The organism is Occallatibacter sp., assembly GCF_049510455.1.
Lineage (GTDB): Bacteria > Acidobacteriota > Terriglobia > Terriglobales > Acidobacteriaceae > Telmatobacter.
The window spans coordinates 1-20,442 of the sequence record NZ_JBEKYX010000008.1; the positions used below are offsets into that span (position 1 = coordinate 1).

Sequence of the window (20,442 nt, forward strand, 5' to 3'; positions counted from 1 at the left end):
CCGATGCCCTCGCCGCCCGTCGGCGGCAGCCCATAACTCAACGCGCGAACATAATCCTCATCCATCTGGTGCGCTTCGTCATCGCCACCTTCACGCGCCTTGAGCTGATCCGCAAAGCGCTTGTGCTGTTCGACGGGATCATTGAGCTCGCTGAAGGCATTGCCGACTTCAAAGCCGCCTATGTAAAACTCAAAGCGTTCTACCCAATCGGGTTCGTCTGGCTTCTGCTTAGAGAGGGGCGAGACCGCAGTAGGGAATTCATAGATGATAGTTGGCTGAATCAAATGCGGCTCGGCAACGAATTCAAAAACGTCTGCAATTGATTTCCCTAAAGGGCTGCCTAATTTCAGTTGTTTCCAGTTTCGGCCGAGAACTAAATGAGTGATATTTTCTACTGTTTCAGCGTTTGGATTTCGGTTCTCGTTTAGTTGATCGAGCCAACGTGACGATGTAGGATTTGAGCGCAAAACTCGTTCAATCCAGTCGATAAACCTTGTGAGGCTGCTAAAGTCGTCAATTATTGGTGTGGGTCCATCTTCTGGATTCCACCACTTACTCACAGCTTGCCGCATTGTTAACCGTTGCCAATTTGCTAGATCAATTTCTGCTACTTCTTCTTTCCGACGCGGATTGGGAGGCAGGGGAAAAGTCGTTTTAGTACTTCCATTTACTTCCTTCGCTACATACTCGATCAACTCTTCAGTGAGTTGCATCAGGTCTTTGTAGTTCGCGTAGGCCTGATAGAACTCCAGCATGGTGAACTCAGGATTATGCTGTGTACTGATGCCTTCATTGCGGAAGTTGCGGTTGATTTCATAGACGCGATCGAGGCCGCCGACGACGAGGCGCTTGAGATAAAGCTCCGGGGCTATGCGCAGGAACAGGTCCATGTCCAGCGTGTTGTGGTGCGTGACGAATGGACGCGCCGCTGCGCCGCCGGCGATGGGTTGCATCATTGGTGTTTCGACTTCGAGATACCCGCGCGTATCAAAGAACTGGCGAATGGCGCGCAGCACCTTGGCGCGCTTGACGAAGACTTCGCGGCTATCGAGATTGGTGAACAGATCCACATAGCGCTGGCGATAACGTATCTCGACGTCAGAAAGGCCGTGGAATTTTTCAGGCAGTGAAAGCATGGCCTTGGAGAGAAACGTCAAGGTCTCCACGTGTACTGTCAGCTCGCCGGTACGGGTGCGAAAGAGGTAGCCAGAGACACCGATGTGGTCGCCAAGATCGAGAAGCTTGTACAAAGCAAATGCCTGCTCGCCCACAGCGTCCAGACGGACATAAATCTGCAGCCGCTGGCCGTCCTGCTGTAGCCCGGCAAAGCCTGCTTTGCCCTGCGCGCGGATGGCCAGGATGCGGCCCGCAATGGCGACCTGCGGCTTTTCAGCCTCTAGCGTCTCTCCGGCCGTTTCGTTCCATTTAGAGCGGACGTCCGCGATGGTGTGCGTGAACGCGAACTGATTGGGATACTTTGCCTGACCGAGCGCCTCTATCTGCTGCAGCTTATCCTGCCGCAAGGCGAAGAGTTCGCGCTCAAATTCCGATTCAAAATGCACGGGAAATCCTTCTCTTTTGTGTCAAATGCCTACCCGTCAGTATAGCGGCTGGGCAAACACTGGCTCGAACCGTGTATAACGGGCATGCATGGCCTTCAACAAGCCCATCCCGGACTCAAATCGAGACAGCGGCGAGAAGAAGCGCGACTCGGGCGCCCTGGCCACCCTTGTGCAGGCCGAGAAGATGATGCAGATTGCGCTTCTGCTCCCCTCAGCGGCCTTTGTCGGATGGCTTATGGGAGCGGGACTGGACAAGCTGTTCCACACGACATGGATTGCCGCGGCGGGCATCGTTTTCGGCGGCATAGCGGGCCTGGTTTACGTCATTCGTCTCGTGCTTTCCACAGGCTCGCAAACTAACGGCAAATCCGGCGATAATAAGAACAAGCAATGACCGATTCCAACCCTCCTATCGCAGACCTCACAGACGAGGCGCTGCAACTTGTACTCAAGCGCGCAATCCGCAACACGCTGATTCTGGGCGCTATCGGTGCAGCAGGCATCTGGATCGCCTCCAGTTGGCGCAATGCGGCGATGCTTGCCGTTGGCGCGATGATTTCCTCTGCCAGCATCTTTGAATGGCAGAGGCTGATCCGGCTCTTTAACGCAAAACTCGACCAGCAGAAGACCCCTCGCGGCGCTGTCACGGTGGTCCTTTTCTTTCTAGCGCGGTTGATCGTCTATGCGGCTGCCATTTATGGTAGCCTGAAGTGTTTACAGGGTTCTCCGGTCGCTCTCCTTTGCGGTTTGGGGCTGGCCATGCTGGTCCTTGCCTGGGAAGCGCTCCGGTTACTGCGAAACTGAGTTTGAACTCACTTACCTGAAAACAGAAAGACTTGTTCCCTGACGATGGAAACACTCGCCATCACGCGCCTGTTGAATGCCCTGTTCGGCCCTGCCGTGACAGCCGTTATGAATCTCCTCCATGTGCATCCGGCTAACCCTGCCGCGCCGATTAACAACACCTTTGCGCTGGAGTTTCTGGTCTTCGCGATTCTGATTGCGTTCTTCCTGCTGGTGCGGCTCACGCTCTCCGTGGAGAAGCCGAATCCGGCGCAACAGCTTGCCGAAATAATCCACGAGCGCGGCGGCGAACAGGCGGACCAGATCATCGGCCACGGCTATGAGCGCTTTCAGGCGTTCACCACGTGCGTATTTCTCTTTGTGCTGTTCAACAATCTGCTGGGTCTCATCCCCGGTATTGAGACACCTACCGGCGTGCCTGTTGTGCCGCTCGGCATTGCGCTGTGTACCTTTGTCTATTACAACTTTTATGGTTTCAAGGAGCAGGGCGTTGTCGGCTATGTAAAGCATTTTGCCGGGCCGGTGTGGTGGATTTCTCCACTGCTGTTTCCCATTGAGATCATTTCGCATTGTGCGCGCGTGATGTCGCTGACGATTCGTCTCTACGCGAACATGTTTGCCAGCGATCTGCTGACGCTGGTGTTTTTCTCGCTGATTCCGATTGCGATTCCGGCCGTCTTCCTGGGGCTGCACGCGGCGGTTTCGTTGATTCAGGCGTATGTGTTTATGCTGCTGGCGATGATTTATCTGACCGGCGCGGTTTCGCACGAGCACTAAAAAGATTCTGCCGGAGAGCGCTTCCGCTCCGGGACAACAGAGGGCTGCAAGCGTGAGGGGGCCAAAGGGACTCGCGAGAGTTTCCGGCACGGTGAGCCTCAACCACCCACTGGCAGCTAATTTCAGGGAAGCTGGAGAACTATGAAGAAGCTTCAATATATGTTCATGGCACTGGCGGCGCTGTTCCTCGCTTCGCCGGTCTTCGCGCAGGGTTCCGGTTCGGGAACCATCAGCCTGGTGCCAATCGGTGCCGGTATTGGCATGGCGCTGGCAGCAGGCCTATGCGGCCTCGGCCAGGGCAAGGCCACTGCTTCGGCTACCGAAGCGCTTGCTCGTAACCCCGGCGCACGCGCCGGCATCCAGCTCCTGCTGGTGCTTGGTCTGGCGTTCATCGAGTCGCTCACGCTGTTCACCCTTGTAGTTATCTTCCTGCAGGTCAAGTAACAGGTTTGCAGAAACAGAGTCGGCCTCGCTCGGATGGGCGGGGCCGATTTTTTTGTTGATTGCGGCCAACGCCCAGAAAGATTTTGCGCGCTTCTACGCCGGAAAATGAAACGACCCGAATCCGCGATGAACTCTGGAGTATTTGCCGTAATCGCGGCGCCGGCGTTCATCTGGATGAATCTGCGCCTGTTCCATAGATCCGTCTCAATCTCGCGAATGGCTTCCTCTCCGTTCCAATGGACGTTATCGTTCTTCTCTCATCCCGATGGCATAGCTCACAGCCTGCCGGCTGCAGAGCCGCAGGCATGGGAGTAGCGCGCCAGCACTCTCCGAATGCGATGACGTATCATCGCGTGCGGATCGTTGAGGAGTTCCTTGCGGCGAATTGCCTCTGCCTCAAAAGGAAGATACTGTGCGATCAGTGGTAATGGAGCGGGCTGGCGGAGAAGGTTTTGCGTCAGCACGGAGAGCGCATTCACAACGCCGGCATTGGGCCAGTAATAACGAATCCGGTCGCTCAGGCTGTAAGCTCTCGCTATCTTGAGGTGATGGGAATCTCCCCTGTAGTAGCCCTTCCAGTTTTCGGGGTGCTCAAGCATTTCCTGCTCCAGCACAACACGAATGTCGGATCGTTTGGTATCGGCAATCCACTCCTCTTCAACGCGAGCCAGGCCGAAAACAGCTTCACGCATGGCAAACGTGAGCTCGGGTCCGACCTTGAGAATCGCAAAATGCCCGCGAACAAGCTGCTTGAGCGAGTGCGCGGCCTGGTAGTCAGTCGAATGAGCTTCAAAGATGATCCTCTTCTCACCCAGGATCCACTCCGACAACTGCTGCGCATCCTGTGGCACATAATCGGCGATGCTCTCATCGCCGAACTCTACTCCTGGCTGCACTACGACTCCGACAACCCGCTCCCAGGCGGATGTCAGTCCGCGTCGCTCAAAGGCCTCGCGATGCACATCGAGCGTCCGTTGCACGCTGCTGACACTGGTGACCGCAACCTCCAATTCGCCCTGCGCGCCTCCCGGCGTGGGCACTTCCGTACCCACGATGTAGACCGGGAATTGTGCAGTATCCGCCGCAACGGCTTCAGACAACTCGCACATACGGGCAGCGCGCTCCGCGATCGCGGTATCGCTCAACACTTCCGGATCGTCAGCGCACCGCATGCTTGCATCCAGGTGAATCTTTGTAAATCCGGCACGCGTAAAAGCCTGAATCATGACAGCCGCTTTTTCCATGGCCTCGTGCGCAGGCTTTGATCGCCAGGGATTGGGGCCCAGATGATCGCCGCCGAGAATCAACCGGTCTTCCGGAAAGCCAGCTTCGCTTGCAAGAGAGTGAACATGATCGCGAAACTGCTCAGGTGTCAGGCCGGTGTAACCCCCATCCTGATTCACCTGGTTGCAGGTGGCCTCTATCAGCAGCAGGCTCGTGTCCGATGCGGCCTGGGCAAAGGCCGCTTCAAGCACGAGTTGATTTGCGGAGCAGACCGAGTAGATGCCGCGCAGTCTGCCTTCTCGGTTTTCGCCCAAAAGATGCCGCATCGCATTCACGGCGGAATTTACATTCGCGGCCTGAACATATCCTTCAATTTGTTTCGTCATGAAGCGCAAACCTCATTCTTATACTCGCTGGAGATTCTTGCCACGGCAAAAAATGAAATGGCCCGAAGTCCAGATGGAATTCGGGCCATTTTTCTTTGATCTGAAACCGGTATGACAGATTCATTTTCGAAAAAGACCCGACATGCTTCATCGAGGGCGCGGCGATGAAATCTTTGGTTCAACTTGAGCGGCGGCTTTCGCTGGTTTAAACGTCATGATCGGGGAAAGATAGTTCTGAATGTCCTTTGCGAGACCCTGGACATTTTCCTCCGCCAGCAATGACATGTGATCCCCATCCGCATCTACAACCTGCAACCCATCCACGAACATCCCGTCCCAACCCATGTTCTCAAAGTGCAAACTTGGCCGCATATCCCTGGCGCGAACCAGAATTCCTCTTCCAGCGCCGCGGCGGCATTGGTACCGGTCACGGGCAGTCCAGTTAATCTTTTGACGAATATCCCACGGCAAATCGACGAGCGCGCCCTGATATTGGCCTACTTCTTCTCTAACGGCAGCTGAAAGTTCCGGCGTATTGGGATTTGAGCCGTTCCCAAGCTTCGTGGTGACCAGATTCACAGCGCTTGTAATGCGCCACATGATCGCTGACTTCGCTCGGGAAAAGGTCAGGTTTTTCAGTCGATACGAAATTGACAATGGGGCCGTCGTATCGAGGATTACAACCGCATTGATCTCTCTTCCAGCTAACCGAAGTTGACGCGCAACCTCAAATGCGAGAAGGCCGCCGAATGAGTGTCCGATCAGGACACAGGGGCCGTTCGGTTGTTCCTGCAGAATGAGGTCTACACATGGCCGTGCAAATTCTTCCATGCCTGGGAGATCTTGCACGCGATTTTCGACGGAAGCATTAACGACGGCCTGGTCCAGTTGGACATCTGTTGCAAACACTGCTGGCCCGGCATCAAATGCATGAGCAAGCCGGCATAGCCCAACGGCTGCATCCATGAAGAAGATTTGCCCCGTGGAGTGAGCCGGACGCAGGTTGATCAGCCGGGATTTTTGTTTGACCCGTGTTTTGAGCGCTTCCATTACCCCTGGAATAGTTGGGTTCTGAAAGAATTCGGCAACTCGCAGATCGACTTCGAACCGCTTATTGATCTTCTGAACCACCTGGAGAACAAGCAGGGAATGGCCGCCCAGACTAAAGAAGTTATCCTTCCGTCCCACCCGCTCCAGTTGAAGCACCTCAGCCAGGATGGAAGCTATCGCCATCTCCATCTCGCCTTGCGGAGCTTCGTAACCTTCTGTGGCAAGAGTTTCCATTGCCGGAGCTAGCAGCGCCTTGCGATCGACCTTGCCGTTTGCAGTCAGCGGCATTTTTTCGAGAATGGAGAATGTGCTGGGAATCATGTAAGCAGGCAAGTGCTGCTTGAGTGCATTCGAAAGCTCATCCAGGCTCGGAAGATCATCGGGGTCGTCCAGTACGATGTGGGCAACGAGGCGCTGCTCGCCGGAACCGAGTTCCTGAAGGGTCATGATGCACTGACTGACCCCAGGCTGACCGCCGAGCACAGCTTCAATCTCTCCAAGCTCAATTCTGAAGCCACGAAGCTTGATTTGGTGATCGAGGCGGCCAAGGAATTCGATGGAACCGTCTGAAAAGCGGCGAACAAGATCGCCGGTCTTGTATATCTTTTCGTTCTGCTCGGAAAAATTGTTCGGGATGAAGCGCTGGCTGGTCAATTCGGCGCGCCCAAGATACCCGAGGGCTAGTCCGCGGCCGCCGATGTGAAGTTCTCCTGGAATGCCAACAGCAGCCGGTTGATTGCAATGGTCGAGAACATAGAGAGACGTGTTCGCGATTGGCTGTCCAATACGAACAACTCCCGATGCCTGCACTTGTGAAGCCGCTGACCAGATGGTTGTCTCCGTGGGCCCGTACATATTCCAAAGTGACTTGCATCGCGGTAGAAGCTGGCCGGCAAGCTCAGAACTCCAGGATTCGCCGCCGCAGAGGATTGTCAGATTTGGCGCGCCGTACCATTCGGCATCGAGCAGCATACGCCAGGTGGCCGGCGTAGCCTGCATCATGCTTGTCCCTGTACTTTGCATCAGCGCCAAAAGCTGCTGTCCATCGCGTGTGACTTCGTTTGGTGCTATGACCAGATGTGCGCCGACCGTGAGCGGCAGGTAGAGTTCGAGGCCCGCGATGTCAAAGGACAAGGTGGTAATCGCAAGGAGAGTATCGTCTGCTGTGATTCCTGGCTCGCGCTGCATGGCAAGCATGAAATTCGCGAGGGCGCGATGCTGGATCTGCACTCCCTTTGGAGTGCCAGTGGAACCGGAAGTATAGAGCACATAGGCCAGGTCATCAGGCCCGTGTTCCGCGGCAACCATGGGCGTGGTATCCGCGGAAGGCGGCAACGTGTCGAGCGCAACCACCTGGGCTTGAGATTGCGGAAGTAGTGTGCGCAGTTTTTCCTGAGTCAGCAAGACGGATGGTTGCGCGTCTTGCAGCATGAATGCGAGGCGTTCCGGCGGGAAGGTGGGATCGAGAGGCAGATAGGCAGCGCCGGCCCGCATGATTCCGAGCAGGCCCACGATCATATCGATAGAACGCTCCACGCTGATCCCTACCAGATCGTTGCGCTTGACGCCAAGTTGTTGAAGCTGGCTTGCGAGCCGATGGATACGGTCGCCGAGCTGACGATACGAAAGCTGTTCGTCTCCATAGGAAACCGCAATTTTTTCAGGGACACGTCTAATTTGCTGATCGATGAGCCGATCAAGAGATTCTTCTTCTTGAAAATCAACCTGAGTCCGGTTCCAGTCGACGACGGTTTGTTCGTATTCTGCTGCGGTGAGCAAAGGAATATTTCCGACAGTTATACCTGGATCAACGACCACGGACTCAAGCACAGTCTGATAGTGACCCAGCAGGCGGGAGATCCTGTCTTGATCGAAGATGTCGGTGTTGTATTCCAGTTCCAGCCAGACTTCCTCGCCGCCATCGGTCACGAAGAAGTAAAGATCAAACTTGCATGTATCGGCAGTCGCCATCAGAGATTCAATGGCAAGTCCTTCAAGGCCGATGAAGGTAAGCTGCTGATCGCGGTCGCGCCAGTTCAGCATGACCTGAAAGAGAGGCGAGTAGCTCTGATTGCGCTCTGGCTGAAGCTTGCGCACAACGTGATCGAATGGAACGGCGCGGTGTGCGTAAAGATCCAGCACTCCTTTTTGCACGCGGCCGAGGAGATCGCGGAAGGGAATATCGCCTGAGAGCGTTGTGCGTAGCACGTGGGTGTGCAGCAGGAATCCGATAATAGACTGCAACTCGGGCAGATCACGGTCGCCGATAGGGAGGCCGATAAGAATATCGTCGGTGCCCGTGTAGCGATAGAGCACCGTATCCAGCGCTGCGGTAAAGATCGTGAAGAGGCTGGTCTTTTCCCGCCGGCTGATTCCGCGCAGTGCTTCCGTTAGCTCGGGACTGAGCTTTCTGCGCACACGCTTGCCCTTATAAGATGCCATTGCGGGACGAGGCCGGTCAGCAGGTACCTCAAGAAGCGCCGGAGCGCCTTTCAGGTTCTTGTCCCAAAAGGCGAGGTCTTCTGAAAAATCCGTCTCCTCTAAACGTTTCTCGTTCCAGACTGCATAATCCCGGTGCGTAATGGGAAGCGTTGGCAGGTCCGCCTGTTCTCCGTTCATGTACGAGCGATAAAGAACAGACAACTCGCGCCAGATGACGCCTTCGGAGGCCCAGTCGCAGATGATGTGGTGCATGCTCAGGATGAGCGCGTGCTCGTGTTCGCTGAGGTGGACGAGAGAGATGCGAATGCCGGGTACGGTTTCCAGGCTATACGGCATGCGCGGTTCGTCGATGAGCAAACGGTCAAGCTCTGACTGGCGCTTGGCGGCTGCAAGTTGGCTCAGGTCAAATTCTCTGAATTGCGGCGGCCAGCTCTGGTGAATGACTGCGTGGGGCACTCCATCGATCACATCAATCGTGGAGCGCAGCGCCTCATGCCGCGCAACGATGACATTGAAGGCATTTTTCAGAGCCGTGACATTCAGATTGCCTGTTAACAGGACAGCTTCTGACTCGTTGTAAACCGGCACATCCGGATTGAGCTTCTCCATAAACCAGAGTCGCTGCTGAAGCGGGCTGAGCGGATGAGGAAGAGTGGAATCGAGATGTGGAATGGACTCCTGATCCGCCGGCACATATTGCCTGAGAAAATTTTCTTCCCAGTTCGATGACTCGGTCAGCGGTCCATCTGGTTTGACGTTTGCACTATGAAGTTTTTGCCGAACCAGGCGCGCCTGCTCCGCCACTGTGCTGTTCTCAAAGAAATCAGCGAGCGTCAGAACGACAGGCAGCTTTGTGCGCAGCTTCGAGATGCATTGAATGGCAAGCAGGGAGTGGCCGCCCAGAGCGAAGAAGTTTGCTTCCGTGTCGATCTCAGGTACGTTGAGAACTTCAGCCCATGCGGCTGCGATGATTTGCTCAACGGCTGCCGCCGCGGATGCATTCGAGTCATCTCCAGCCTGGTTGTTGTCACTGAGCGAGGTCGTTTCAACTGAGTTGGCAACTGCAACCGTGGACAGAATTTCCGGATCGAGAAGACGAAGCCGCTGTACTTTTCCGGATGGTCCTTTCGGCAACTCCTTCAGAAAGTAAATTCGTGCCGGCGTCTTGAAATGCCCCAGGCGAGTTTCGCAGAATGTGAGCAACTCTCGCTCGTCCGCAGCTGATCCATCGCGGAGAACCACAAATGCGACAGCTTCCTCGCCAAAGTACCGGTCCGGGATGCCGACCGCAGCGGCTTCAAGTACAGCCGGATGGGTTTCAAGAACTTCGTCGATCTGCCGGGGCGCAATGTTGACGCCGCCCTTGATGATGAGTTCCTTGGACCGGCCAACGATAAAGAAATATCCATCCTCGTCTTGCCGGGCGAGATCGCCTGTATGCAGCCATCCGTCGCTGTCAACCACGGCAGCGGTGCCTTCTGGGTCCTTGTAATAGCACTTCATCAGGGCCGGACTGCGAAGCAGCACTTCGCCTGGGTCGCCCTGAGCAACGTCGATGCCCTCACGATCGATAATGCGGGTCTCAAAGCCCCATGGCAGGCCGGGAGATCCAAGCTTGTTCTTCGCGGGAGGTACGGGATTGGAGAAAACATTGCCGCCTTCGGTGGACCCCATTGCCTGGATCAGTGGCAGATTGAACTTATCGAGAAACTGCTGCTGCAGTGATGGGGACAGAGGCGCGGAAGAAGAACGAAAGAACCGGATGCGCTGAAATGCAGCCTGGCGGTGTTCCTTTCCCGGGTCGTCCCAATTGACTAATTCAGAAATAATGGTCGGGACCAGAGCGGACCATGTGATGCGAAACGCATCGATGCAGTCCCAGAAGCGGTTGACTGCGAACCGGTGAGCAATGACTACGGAACCACCGCTCAGAAGAGTGGGAATCAGAGTTACGCATTCCGCATTGATGTGATAGAGAGGCAGTACCAGCAGGGAACGGTCGGCTGATGTTAATTGGTGCCCCTGAATGGAATTTCGTCCGTGAGCCAGAATCGAACTGTGTGTATGAAGAGCGCCCTTTGGTTTGCCGGTGCTGCCGGAACTGTACATCAGCATTGCGATGTCATCGGCGGATGGCGGGAACGATGGAGCTTCAGAACTCAGCGCTTCATTTTCGACGGCCAAGGGACCGTCCACGCTGGCTTCAACGATGCGTATATCCCGGCGGACACCGGCAAGAGCCTCACTCAACAACTCTTTGTACTCCGGCTGAACAAACACAATTTTGGCGTCGCAGTGGTCCATCATGTAGGAAAGCTGCATGGCGCCGGCACGAACATTTAGCGGGACCGCAACAAACCCGCCGTACATCGCTCCAAGGAAGAGCTGGGCAGGGAGCAGCCCGTTGTCCATCAGGAACGCGACTTTATCGCCCGGCTGAACTCCGTAATGCGCAAGGAGTCTTGAGAGCAAAAGCGAATGTTCCTGAAGCTCCCGAAATGTCACGGATGTTCCGGACTCCGAGCTGATAAGAAATGCAACATCCGGTTGCAACGCAGTTAGCGCATCGAGCGCGGCGCGCACACTGACAGCACCTCCGCAGAGATCCATGGAAGTTCTCCTCAAGGTTAATGAATAGTGGCCCACGAGAGCAAAAGTGCAAAAAATCTCGGGCTTATTCTGTCGAAACCCGGGAAAACAAAAGACAGTCGAAGGGGAACCAAGGTTAATTTCTATTGCGATAGTATCAAAACAAAATTTATTCCAGTAGAGTACACAGGTAACTTTTTTAATCAAAGTCACCGGTAATGTAGTTTGAGTTACGAATTGGCTATCCTCTCCCACCTTTTGTGGCAGCACTAACACTATATGTTGCTACAGAAACGTTTTATTGCGCGCTATACTGACACGTCTCTGCTAATCGCCTGCTATGCGGGCTTGGGCCATGTAGTAAATGGTTTGCCGCTATTAGAGCTCGATAAAGAGCCGAAATGCGGCTCTCTTCCTCGGTTGAGATTGAGTTTTCCGGTGTCGCTTCATCGACGCCTGCTTAGTTAGGAGACCTATGTCTTCAAATCGCCTTCGTTTTCTGGATACAACTCTGCGTGATGGGGAGCAAGCCCCTGGCTGCAGCATGAACATCGATGAGAAATTGCGGATGGCTCATGCGCTGGAAGAACTTGGCGTCAATGTGATCGAGGCTGGCTTTGCTGCCGCATCGCCGGGAGACTTTCAGGCGATTCAGTCAATCAGCCAGGAGGTGCGAGGTCCAAACATTGGCTCCCTTGCGCGAGCAAAGAGAGAAGATATCGAGGCTGCCGCACGGGCGCTCGAAAAAGCGCGCCGCTCCAGGGTACACATTGTGCTTTCGAGTTCCGATATTCATCTCGAATACAAACTGAAAATCTCGCGCAGCCAGGCGCTCGAGCAGGCCGATGCTGCGGTAAGACTTGGCTGCAGCATGATCGACGAGGTTGAGTTTTCACCGGAAGATTCAACGCGCAGCGACCCGGATTTCCTCTGCCAGATGGTTGCCACTGTGATCGCCGCCGGAGCCACCATCATTAATATCCCGGATACCGTGGGCTACTCGGTACCGCATGAGTATGCGGGAATCTTTACCATGCTTCGCGCGCGCCTTCCGGAGGTATCAGGAGTGACGCTGTCGTCGCACTGCCATAATGATCTCGGGCTTGCGGTCGCGAATACTCTGGCCGCGGTTTCCGCCGGTGTGCAGCAGGTGGAGTGTACCATCAATGGCATTGGGGAACGAGCCGGTAACGCCGCATTGGAAGAGGTTGCGGCAGCAATGCAGGTGCGCAGAGACCAGTATCCGTGTACGCATTCGCTCGTGCTGGATCGCTTATTTCCCATAAGTGAACTGCTTTCGGAGATTATCCAATTTGCACCTGCGCCGAACAAGGCCGTGGTAGGAAAAAATGCATTCGCGCATGAAGCCGGCATTCACCAGCATGGAGTGATGGCGAACCCGCTTACTTACGAAATCATGAATCCCGTTGCGTTTGGAGTTCCTCAACGCCGCATGGTGCTGGGTAAGCACTCGGGCAGAAGCGCGCTAGCTCTTCGCTACAGGGAACTGGGAGTGAGTTTGGAAGCTTCTGAGCTGGATGCGGCTTATCGCCGTTTCACTCTGCTGGCAGATCGACGGAAAGCAATCTTCGATCAGGATTTGCTGGCGTTGATACCGGCAGACCAGCTTTCGCAAACGCAGAGTGTTTGAGGCTCAACTTCGATCTTCTCTGTGCTCTTTTGTTCTGGATAGCTCTACCTTAGCCGGAAGTTGATTGCGATGGTTATATAGACCGGCACCGGTTTGCCATCTTTCCTGGCTGGCTTGAACCTGTAGCTCTTTACTGCTTCGATTGCCATTTCATCCAGACCATAGCCGAGCGGTTTTACAATTCGCGCGTTCTGAATTATGCCTTGAGCGTCCACAATGACCTGCACCATGCATTCTCCCTGAATGTGCTTCTTGCGACCTTCCTCCGAATAGTGCGGATCGACGGTATAGACGGGAATTGGAGGAGTAATGCCTTTGGCTATATACTCGACCGCTGCGTCATTCTGAGCAGGTTTGCTGGCTGTATCGCTTTGAGAGTCGTTGCCGGAGACAAAAAATTGTATCTCGGGCGGCGCATCTTTCCAGGGAGAAATTTTATGAATCGGTGCGGAATTGAGATGCAGGCGAGTGATTGGGTTCCCTACCTGGTCTGTTTCTTTTGCGTAACAGATGCCAACCTCGATACGATCGGATATACCTGCTGCAATCGGATTGCCGTCCCGTAGAGCGGGCTTGAATTTTACAGCCGCCATCCACTGCAGCAAGAGTTGAGCTACGTCAGGGTCGGTGGATTGATCTACTGAGACATCTTGTGGAAAGCCTGTTGGATCGACTACCAGCTTCATGTCACTTTTGACAGGCTTTGTTCGATCGCATGTGGAGACAAGAACCGCAGAGTAATCTTTTGGAACGGGCTCCGGCGTGGTTACATCTTTACCGACCCTGTAAACCTTCGTCATGTTCTGCGGCTTCTCTTGCGGTGCTGAGAAGCCGCATGTGCATATCAGCGCCAGGCAAAGTGCGCTGCTGGATCTTAACTGCATTTTGTCTCACCTGATTGCAGGGCAAATGTATCACACTACTTTCAGTTCATTCAGCAGGAACGCGTAATCGAACGCGATCTCTTCCAGGTAGTCATACCGTCCGCTAGCGCCGCCGTGGCCGGCCTTCATGTTCGTTACGAGCAGCAGTGGGTTTGCATCCTGCTTCAGTGTCCGCAATTTTGCGACATACTTCGCGGGCTCCCAGTACATGACCTGGCTGTCATGCAGGCTGGTTTTCACTAACATCGCCGGATAGCTCGCGGCCTTCAAGTTATCGTAAGGCGAGTAACTCAGCATATATTGAAAGTAAGTTTCCTCATTCGGATTGCCCCACTCCTCATATTCAGGCACAGTCAGCGGAAGCGATGCATCCAGCATCGTATTCATCACATCCACAAACGGAACGTGAGAGAGCACGGCTCGAAATCGCTCAGGCTGCATATTTGTCACCGCACCCATCAACAGTCCGCCCGCAGATCCGCCTTCAATCGCCACGCGTGACCGATCGCCATATCCCTCCGCGATCAAATGGTCCACACAGGCAATGAAGTCCGTAAAGGTATTACGCTTCACTAACATCTTGCCCGCATCGTGCCATGTCTCGCCCAGGTCGCCCCCGCCGCGGATGTGCGCGTAAGCCAGCACCAGGCCGCGGTCCAGCAGGCTCAGCCGGTTTGAATTGAATCCCAATGGAAGGGCATAGCCATAAGACCCGTATCCGTACACATACAGAGGATTGCTGCCAGCCTTGCGTGTGTCCTTTCGATACACAATGGAGACGGGCACCTGCACGCCATCCTCCGCCGTGGCATTCAAGCGCTCGCTGGCGTAGAGCGTGCGGTCAAATCCTCCCGGCACCTCCACTTGCTTCAGCAGCTCTGAAACTCCGGTTGCAAGGTCGTACTCATACACTGAACTCGGGCTAACCAGTGACTGGTAGGAATAGCGAAACGTCTTTGTATCAAAGATGCGGTTTACATGCGGATAGGCGCTGTACGCCGGCTCCGGAAAGCTGATTTCACCCGCGGGTGCACTCTTCGGCTCTTTTCCCGCAAACTTGTAAATGTGAAGACGCGGAAGCCCATTCTCGCGGTCGCAGGCAATGAAGAAATCCTGGAAGAGGTCCACATCCTCCAGCATGGTATCGGCTCTGTGCGGAATTTGTTCGGTCCAGTTTTCCCGTTGTGGCGCATCCACAGGCGCCGTTACGAGCCGGAAGTTGCGCCCCTTGTCGTTGGTTCGGATGAACCACTGCTCATTGCGGTGCTCAATGAAATACTCGTGCTCATCCTCGCGCGGCGCAATTAAGCGGAACTTGCCGTCTGAGTCGTCGGCTTCCAGAACATGACACTCGCTGGTGGTATGGCTGTGTGACTCCAACACAAGAAACTTGCCGTCACGGGTGCGTCCTGCGCCGACGTTAAAGCGCTCATCGTCATCCTGATATACCAGCGCGTCCGCGGCGTATGGCGTTCCCCGCAGATGCCGCCATAGCTGATGCTGTCGCTTCTGCTCTTCGTCCTCCACTGTATAAAAGAGCGTCATATTGTCTGCCGCCCACACCACGGAACCCGCGCGCAACAGCTCACCTGGAAGATCATGGCCGGTTTCAAGATCCCTGATTCGCAGCGTGTATTGCCGAAAGCCGGTGGTATCCGCGGTCCAGGCCAACCAGCGTCCATCATCGGAAATATCTGTTGCGCCGATTGCAAAGAACGCATGGCCCTTCGACAAAACATTGCCATCCAGGATCACTTCTTCTGGCGCGTTTTTGTCCGGTCCCGATTTGCCGCCGCGCTTGCGGCAGTGGATGGCGTACTGCAATCCCTCCTCCGTACGCGTGTAATACCACCACGCGCCGTCGCGGTGAGGAACCGAAACATCCGTCTGCTGGATGTGGCTCAGCATCTCCTGATACAGTTCACCCCGGAGTGCTTCCTGCGGAGCCATTACTCCCTCGGTGTAGGCATTCTCTGCCTCCAGATAGGCCACAACTTCAGGATTCTCTCTTTGCCGCAGCCAGGCGTACTCATCCGTGAGCGTAACGCCGTGAAGAATGGTTTCCGTGTGTTCGGTGCGAGCGATGGGCGGCGAAGGAAGCGGATTCTCGATCATTTCAGTATTAGTTTAGAGTCTTGCCGCCGCGAATCGGTTCACGGAACTTTCTGCTGCGCGGCAACGTACAATGGAGAGCGATGAACGCCTTTTCGCGCTCCTTCAAGTTGGGAGCCCGGCTGCTTGCAGCCGCCATTCTGATCTTTTCCGCCCTCGTTCTTCACGCCGAGAGCGTCGATAGCCTTCCCAAGCCAACAGACTATGTCAGCGATTTCGCCCACGTTCTGTCTCCTGCGGCTATCGCTCGTATCGACCGTATTTGCAGCCAGTTAGACCACTCACAGGCCAATGCTCAGATCGCCGTGGTGACGGTGAAGACGCTGGACGGGGAAGACCCCGCCGACTGGGCGGTTCAGCTTGAGAGCAAGTGGGGGATGGGCAGGCAAGGCACGGATGCCAATGCGAGAAAAGGTGTCCTGATTTTGCTTGCCGTTAACGATCGCAAGTATCGCATCGACGCCGGAGTTGGTTTGCAGGGCATTTTGCCGGATGGGTTGCTGGGCGATATTGGCCGCGAGATGCAGGTGAGCCTGCGAGCGGGCGATTACGACTCGGCGCTGTTGGGCGCGGTGGGCCGGGTTGGCGAGATTATCGCCAAGGACGCCAATGTCACGCTGCAGGATGCGGGAAATGGCCAACTGGCCGTGCAGCCGGGGCGTCGTGTACACCATAGCTCGGGATGGGGCGGGATTCTCTTCGTTCTCTTTTTGCTGATTCTCTTCGGCGTTTTCGGCGCGGGACGTGGCATTCTGGGTTGGCTGGGCTGGGGACTTTTCCTCTCGGGCATTGGCGGACCCCGTGGCGGCGGAGGCTGGGGTGGCGGCGGTGGTGACAGCGGCGGAGGCGGCGGATCGGGTTTTGGCGGCTTTGGCGGCGGTGGTAGCGACGGCGGTGGGTTTGACGGCGGCGGATCGGGCGGTAGCTGGTAGGAGTACTGGCCGCCAGGCGGCTGCGCCGGCGGTGCCATTTGTGGATTGCAGAGTTTTGTAGTTCGCCCCTCAGTGGGCGGAAGGAGAATGTAACTGTATGGGCAAGGGATGTCTGGTATCTCTTGGAGTGGTTGGAGCTTTGCTTCTGGCGGGGCTGTTTGTTTTCTTCAGCTTTAAAGGCGCACAGAATCAACTGGTGCAAAAAGACGAGGCAGTGAAAAATGCCTGGTCCAATGTGGACGCGGACCTGCAGCGTCGCGCCGATCTGATTCCTAACCTGGTGGAAACCGTCAAGGGTTACGCCAAGCAGGAGACCACGGTCTTTGGTGACATTGCCAATGCTCGCGCGGGCCTGCTCAACGCGCACACGCCGCAGGATAAGATTGCCGCCAACAACACGCTGGACGGAGCTTTTGGTCGCCTTCTTGCGCTTACGGAAAACTATCCGCAGCTCAAGTCGAACGAGCAGTTCATGCGCCTGCAGGATGAAATTGCCGGAACGGAAAACCGCATCAAGGTCTCGCGCACACGCTATAACACCGTACTGCGCGATTACAACACCTACGTTCGTTCCTTTCCCAATAGCATCTGGGCTGGAATGCTCGGCTTCCAGGCTCACGAGGACGCGTATTTTGAAGCAAACGCCGCCTCGCGCAATGCGCCCCAGGTCAAGTTCTAAGACCGCGGTCGAAAGATTCGAGCAGCGGAAAAAGGCCATCCATTCGGATGGCCTTTTTCAATGCAAGGGTTGTTGCTACTTGTAGGAGGCGATGGCGCTGGCTTCGTCGTCGTAGATGTCGAAAACGGTGTACAGCTTGGTCAGCTGCAGCACATCCTTGACCTTCTTGGTCAAGCCCAGCAGCTTCAGGCTCGCGCCCTGATTTTTGGATGTCGTGTAAGCGCTCACCAACTCGCCCAGGCCTGAGCTGTCAATGTAGTTTACGTCGCTCAGGTTCAGCAAAGTGCTCTTGGAACCCTTGCTGATCAGATCGCGGATGGCCTCGCGCAACTGCACGCTGCCTTCGCCCAGGGTGATGCGACCGCCAAGATCCAGAACTGTTACGCCATCCACTTCACGGGAAGCAATCGTTAGTGCCACGGAAACTCCTCCTTAATTCTGTACATAAGTTATAGCATCCGGGCGAGGCTTTCCTTGTTGGAAAATAGTTACGGCGCGCCCGGCGCCGGGTTCAGGCCGAGGCCCCCGTCTGCGGCCGGTGCTTCACCAGCGTCATTTCCGTGCCTGGATGCAATTGTCGAAAGTGTACCTCATCCATGAACGAACGGATGAGAAAGATGCCTCTTCCCGTGCCGCGAAGCAGGTTTTCCGCGGCCAGCGGGTCGGGCAGGGAATCGGGGTCGAGCCCCTTGCCTTCATCGCTCACTTTAAATACGAGTGAAGTGCCGTTGTCTTCAAATGCGACCGTTACCTTCTTTGCCGGGTCATATTCATTTCCATGCAGCACGGCGTTCACCGCGGCCTCGCGCACGGCCATTGTGATGTGGAAGGCATCATCCTCGTCGAAGCCGGCTGCGCTGGCCATCTTCTCCGCTGCGGATTCAATCTCAGAGACGCTCTCCATGGTGGAGGCGAGCTGGAGGGTCAGGCGGCCTGCAATTGGTTCGCTCAAGTCAGTATGGGCCCTTTTCGTTTGCTCAGATCGTGCAGGCACTAGCCGCCTGACGGAAGTTTCATGGTTGGGAGGAATTGTGTCAAGGATAGCAGCGGGATTACCTCAAAAGCATCCGTCATTTCTTCCGGCACAGAAAGCGCGTGCTCAGTCTACACTCTCATCATGCAACTCCGCGCCACAAGCCGCGTCAGCCTTACTGCGCTGCTTGGCACGCCTGTTACAGACGCGCAGGGAACGCTTCGAGGCAAGCTGAAGGACATAGCCGTTGCGACCGGCGCGGATGCGGGCCGCGTGGCCGGCCTTGTGCTCAAAACACGTTCCGGCCTTGCCATTGTTCCCTCAGAGGAGGTCATGGAGACGCCGGCAGGCACACTTGAGCTGCGTACCTCCGGTGCCCTTGTGCCGCTCAAAGACCAGGGCAGCTACCTCTATCTTCAGCAGGACCTCATTGACCGCCAGATCATCGATGTCCATGGCCGCAAGGTGGTCCGCGTAAACGATGTGGACCTTGAGTGGCTGGGCCGTGGCTCTGCTCACCTGCTTCGCGTCGCGGAAGTAGAAGTTGGGCTGCGGGGAGCTGTCCGTCGCATCTTCAAGGGCCTTTTGCCCCGCGCCACGCTTGAAACTCTTTCGCGCCGGTTTGCCGCAAGCGGCATTCCCTGGCAGTTTGTCGATGTCATCGAGGTCGATCCTGCTCGCCGCGTCAAGCTGCGGATTGAGCATGAGCGCTTGAACGACATACATCCCTCCGATCTGGCTGAGATCCTCGAAGATTTACCGCCTGCCGAGCGTGAAGCCATCTTCACTGCGCTCGACGAAGAGGTTGCTGCTGAGGCTCTTGAAGAAGCCGATCCCAAGCTGCAGAAGGCTCTGCTTGAAAAGCTCGACGATGAGAAAATTGCCGACATCGTTGAGGAGATGGATCCGGCGGCTGCGGCTGATCTGCTTGCTGAGCTATCGGAGGAGCAATCTGACGCCATCCTGGAAGAGATGGAACCGGAGGAGCGCCAGGAGGTTGAGGAGCTTCTCGAATTTGATGAGGATTCTGCTGCCGGCGCGATGACTTCGGAGTTCGTTGCTGTGGCGTATGAGGCTACGGTTGCGCAGGCGGTGCAGGCGCTTAAGGACTTTGACGGCGATCCGGAAACTGTTACGGAAATTTACCTTCTCGGCGAGCGTCGCGCTCTGCGTGGATCGGTTTCGCTGGCGCGGCTGGTGATGGCGCAGCCGGAGACCCACATCGGCGTACTGGCTGAGTCGCGTGTTTTGTCGTGCCCGTTTGACCGGCGGCAGAATGAGCTGGCGGAGATATTTGATAAGTACAATCTGCATTCCCTGCCTGTTGTCGATAGTCTGGGGCGGATGGTTGGCGTGGTTCATGCGGATCACGTGATCAGCTTTTTGCGGGAGAGGCTGTAGATTTTTAATTTTCGAACGATTTTTCCTGCGCGGAACAATAAATTAAGGAAAGTATCCCAGCTAAGCAAGTAAGCATCCAGTCGGAGGGAGCAGTGGCCTTTAGGCCACTGAAAATAGCCGGGAAGAGAAATTAAGGGGCTTCAGCCCCGGGCTTTTACACAGCATGTGAACCTTCATACTTGTCGCGCGGGGATATTTGCCTAAATTGATTTGTTGAAAGCATCTCTCCCGAAGATATAAAGTTCGGGTGCCCCACCGATGAATCCATGACTGGAAAAAAGGGTCTGACCACCGTCAACGTTCGCGTGCCCATGCAGCTTCTGCGCACCGGCGTTCGGCTGGCTGCGCTGATTCCCCAGCAGGCTCACGGCCAGTTTGATGAAGCGCTGAGCAGGCATGGCGTGCCGTTGACGCTCTCGCAGATCAAGCCGGAAAACCTCGAGGAGTTAGTCGATCACCTTGAGTATCTGACCGTGGAAATGAACGGCGCGGAAGGCAACAAGGCCAAGGTCCGCGTCTTCTGCGAGTAGGC

General features: G+C 55.6%; 16 protein-coding genes. 9 read left to right on the plus strand and 7 right to left on the minus strand.

Translation table 11 applies throughout. From position 1 onward, the window contains the following. Positions 1 to 1,562 (minus strand): lysine--tRNA ligase (gene lysS / locus ABSG47_RS02570; RefSeq protein WP_424165980.1); only part of this gene is annotated, 1,562 nt, incomplete at its 3' end. A gap of 88 nt (positions 1,563 to 1,650) precedes the next feature. Between lysS and ABSG47_RS02575 the strand changes: the two genes are divergently transcribed. From ABSG47_RS02575 to ABSG47_RS02590, 4 genes are all read left to right on the plus strand, one after another. Further along, entirely contained in the window at positions 1,651 to 1,956 is a 306-nt protein-coding gene (locus ABSG47_RS02575; protein WP_424165982.1) for an AtpZ/AtpI family protein, read from the plus strand. Continuing rightward, complete coding sequence (locus tag ABSG47_RS02580; protein WP_424165985.1) at positions 1,953 to 2,366, plus strand: hypothetical protein; 414 nt, start codon at positions 1,953 to 1,955, stop codon at positions 2,364 to 2,366. The genes ABSG47_RS02575 and ABSG47_RS02580 overlap by 4 nt, the downstream gene beginning before the upstream one ends. A gap of 45 nt (positions 2,367 to 2,411) precedes the next feature. Then, on the plus strand, positions 2,412 to 3,143 hold the full coding sequence (atpB, locus tag ABSG47_RS02585; protein WP_424165988.1) for a F0F1 ATP synthase subunit A: 732 nt from the start codon (positions 2,412 to 2,414) through the stop codon (positions 3,141 to 3,143). A gap of 141 nt (positions 3,144 to 3,284) precedes the next feature. Further along, positions 3,285 to 3,587 carry an ATP synthase F0 subunit C gene (locus ABSG47_RS02590; protein ID WP_424165990.1) on the plus strand — a complete coding sequence of 101 codons (303 nt, stop codon included), beginning with the start codon at positions 3,285 to 3,287 and terminating at the stop codon, positions 3,585 to 3,587. A gap of 275 nt (positions 3,588 to 3,862) precedes the next feature. On the opposite strand, the gene ABSG47_RS02595 is transcribed toward ABSG47_RS02590, so the two are convergent. Beyond that, the gene (locus tag ABSG47_RS02595) at positions 3,863 to 5,197 is read right to left on the minus strand and encodes a D-tagatose-bisphosphate aldolase, class II, non-catalytic subunit (RefSeq protein WP_424165992.1); all 1,335 of its coding nucleotides are present in this window, start codon (positions 5,195 to 5,197) and stop codon (positions 3,863 to 3,865) included. A 147-nt stretch (positions 5,198 to 5,344) separates the two neighbouring features. Next, positions 5,345 to 11,299 carry an amino acid adenylation domain-containing protein gene (locus ABSG47_RS02600; protein WP_424165995.1) on the minus strand — a complete coding sequence of 1,985 codons (5,955 nt, stop codon included), beginning with the start codon at positions 11,297 to 11,299 and terminating at the stop codon, positions 5,345 to 5,347. Between the two features lie 454 nt (positions 11,300 to 11,753). Between ABSG47_RS02600 and ABSG47_RS02605 the strand changes: the two genes are divergently transcribed. Continuing rightward, complete coding sequence (locus tag ABSG47_RS02605; RefSeq protein ID WP_424165997.1) at positions 11,754 to 12,929, plus strand: 2-isopropylmalate synthase; 1,176 nt, start codon at positions 11,754 to 11,756, stop codon at positions 12,927 to 12,929. Between the two features lie 44 nt (positions 12,930 to 12,973). Here the strand turns inward: ABSG47_RS02605 and ABSG47_RS02610 are convergent, their stop codons facing one another. Then, positions 12,974 to 13,729 (minus strand): energy transducer TonB, encoded by a 756-nt coding sequence (locus tag ABSG47_RS02610; protein ID WP_424165999.1) that lies wholly within the window; start codon positions 13,727 to 13,729, stop codon positions 12,974 to 12,976. A 114-nt stretch (positions 13,730 to 13,843) separates the two neighbouring features. Further along, positions 13,844 to 15,928, minus strand: a complete 2,085-nt coding sequence (locus ABSG47_RS02615) for a S9 family peptidase (protein WP_424166002.1) — start codon at positions 15,926 to 15,928, stop codon at positions 13,844 to 13,846. 80 nt (positions 15,929 to 16,008) lie between these two features. On the opposite strand from ABSG47_RS02615, the gene ABSG47_RS02620 reads away from it, so the two are divergent. Together ABSG47_RS02620 and ABSG47_RS02625 are read left to right on the plus strand one after the other, a co-directional pair. Further along, complete coding sequence (locus ABSG47_RS02620; protein WP_424166005.1) at positions 16,009 to 16,857, plus strand: TPM domain-containing protein; 849 nt, start codon at positions 16,009 to 16,011, stop codon at positions 16,855 to 16,857. 97 nt (positions 16,858 to 16,954) lie between these two features. After that, the gene (locus ABSG47_RS02625) at positions 16,955 to 17,536 is read left to right on the plus strand and encodes a LemA family protein (RefSeq protein ID WP_424166008.1); all 582 of its coding nucleotides are present in this window, start codon (positions 16,955 to 16,957) and stop codon (positions 17,534 to 17,536) included. A gap of 75 nt (positions 17,537 to 17,611) precedes the next feature. Here ABSG47_RS02625 and ABSG47_RS02630 read toward each other — a convergent pair whose 3' ends face one another. Then, entirely contained in the window at positions 17,612 to 17,956 is a 345-nt protein-coding gene (locus ABSG47_RS02630) for an STAS domain-containing protein (protein WP_424166011.1), read from the minus strand. Positions 17,957 to 18,047: 91 nt separating this feature from the next. Beyond that, positions 18,048 to 18,488: an ATP-binding protein gene (locus ABSG47_RS02635; protein ID WP_424166013.1), complete on the minus strand. Its 441-nt coding sequence runs from the start codon at positions 18,486 to 18,488 to the stop codon at positions 18,048 to 18,050. 165 nt (positions 18,489 to 18,653) lie between these two features. Between ABSG47_RS02635 and ABSG47_RS02640 the strand changes: the two genes are divergently transcribed. Next, positions 18,654 to 19,910: a magnesium transporter MgtE N-terminal domain-containing protein gene (locus ABSG47_RS02640; RefSeq protein WP_424166016.1), complete on the plus strand. Its 1,257-nt coding sequence runs from the start codon at positions 18,654 to 18,656 to the stop codon at positions 19,908 to 19,910. A gap of 266 nt (positions 19,911 to 20,176) precedes the next feature. Continuing rightward, positions 20,177 to 20,440 carry a hypothetical protein gene (locus tag ABSG47_RS02645; RefSeq protein ID WP_424166019.1) on the plus strand — a complete coding sequence of 88 codons (264 nt, stop codon included), beginning with the start codon at positions 20,177 to 20,179 and terminating at the stop codon, positions 20,438 to 20,440. Positions 20,441 to 20,442: the final 2 nt, after the last annotated feature.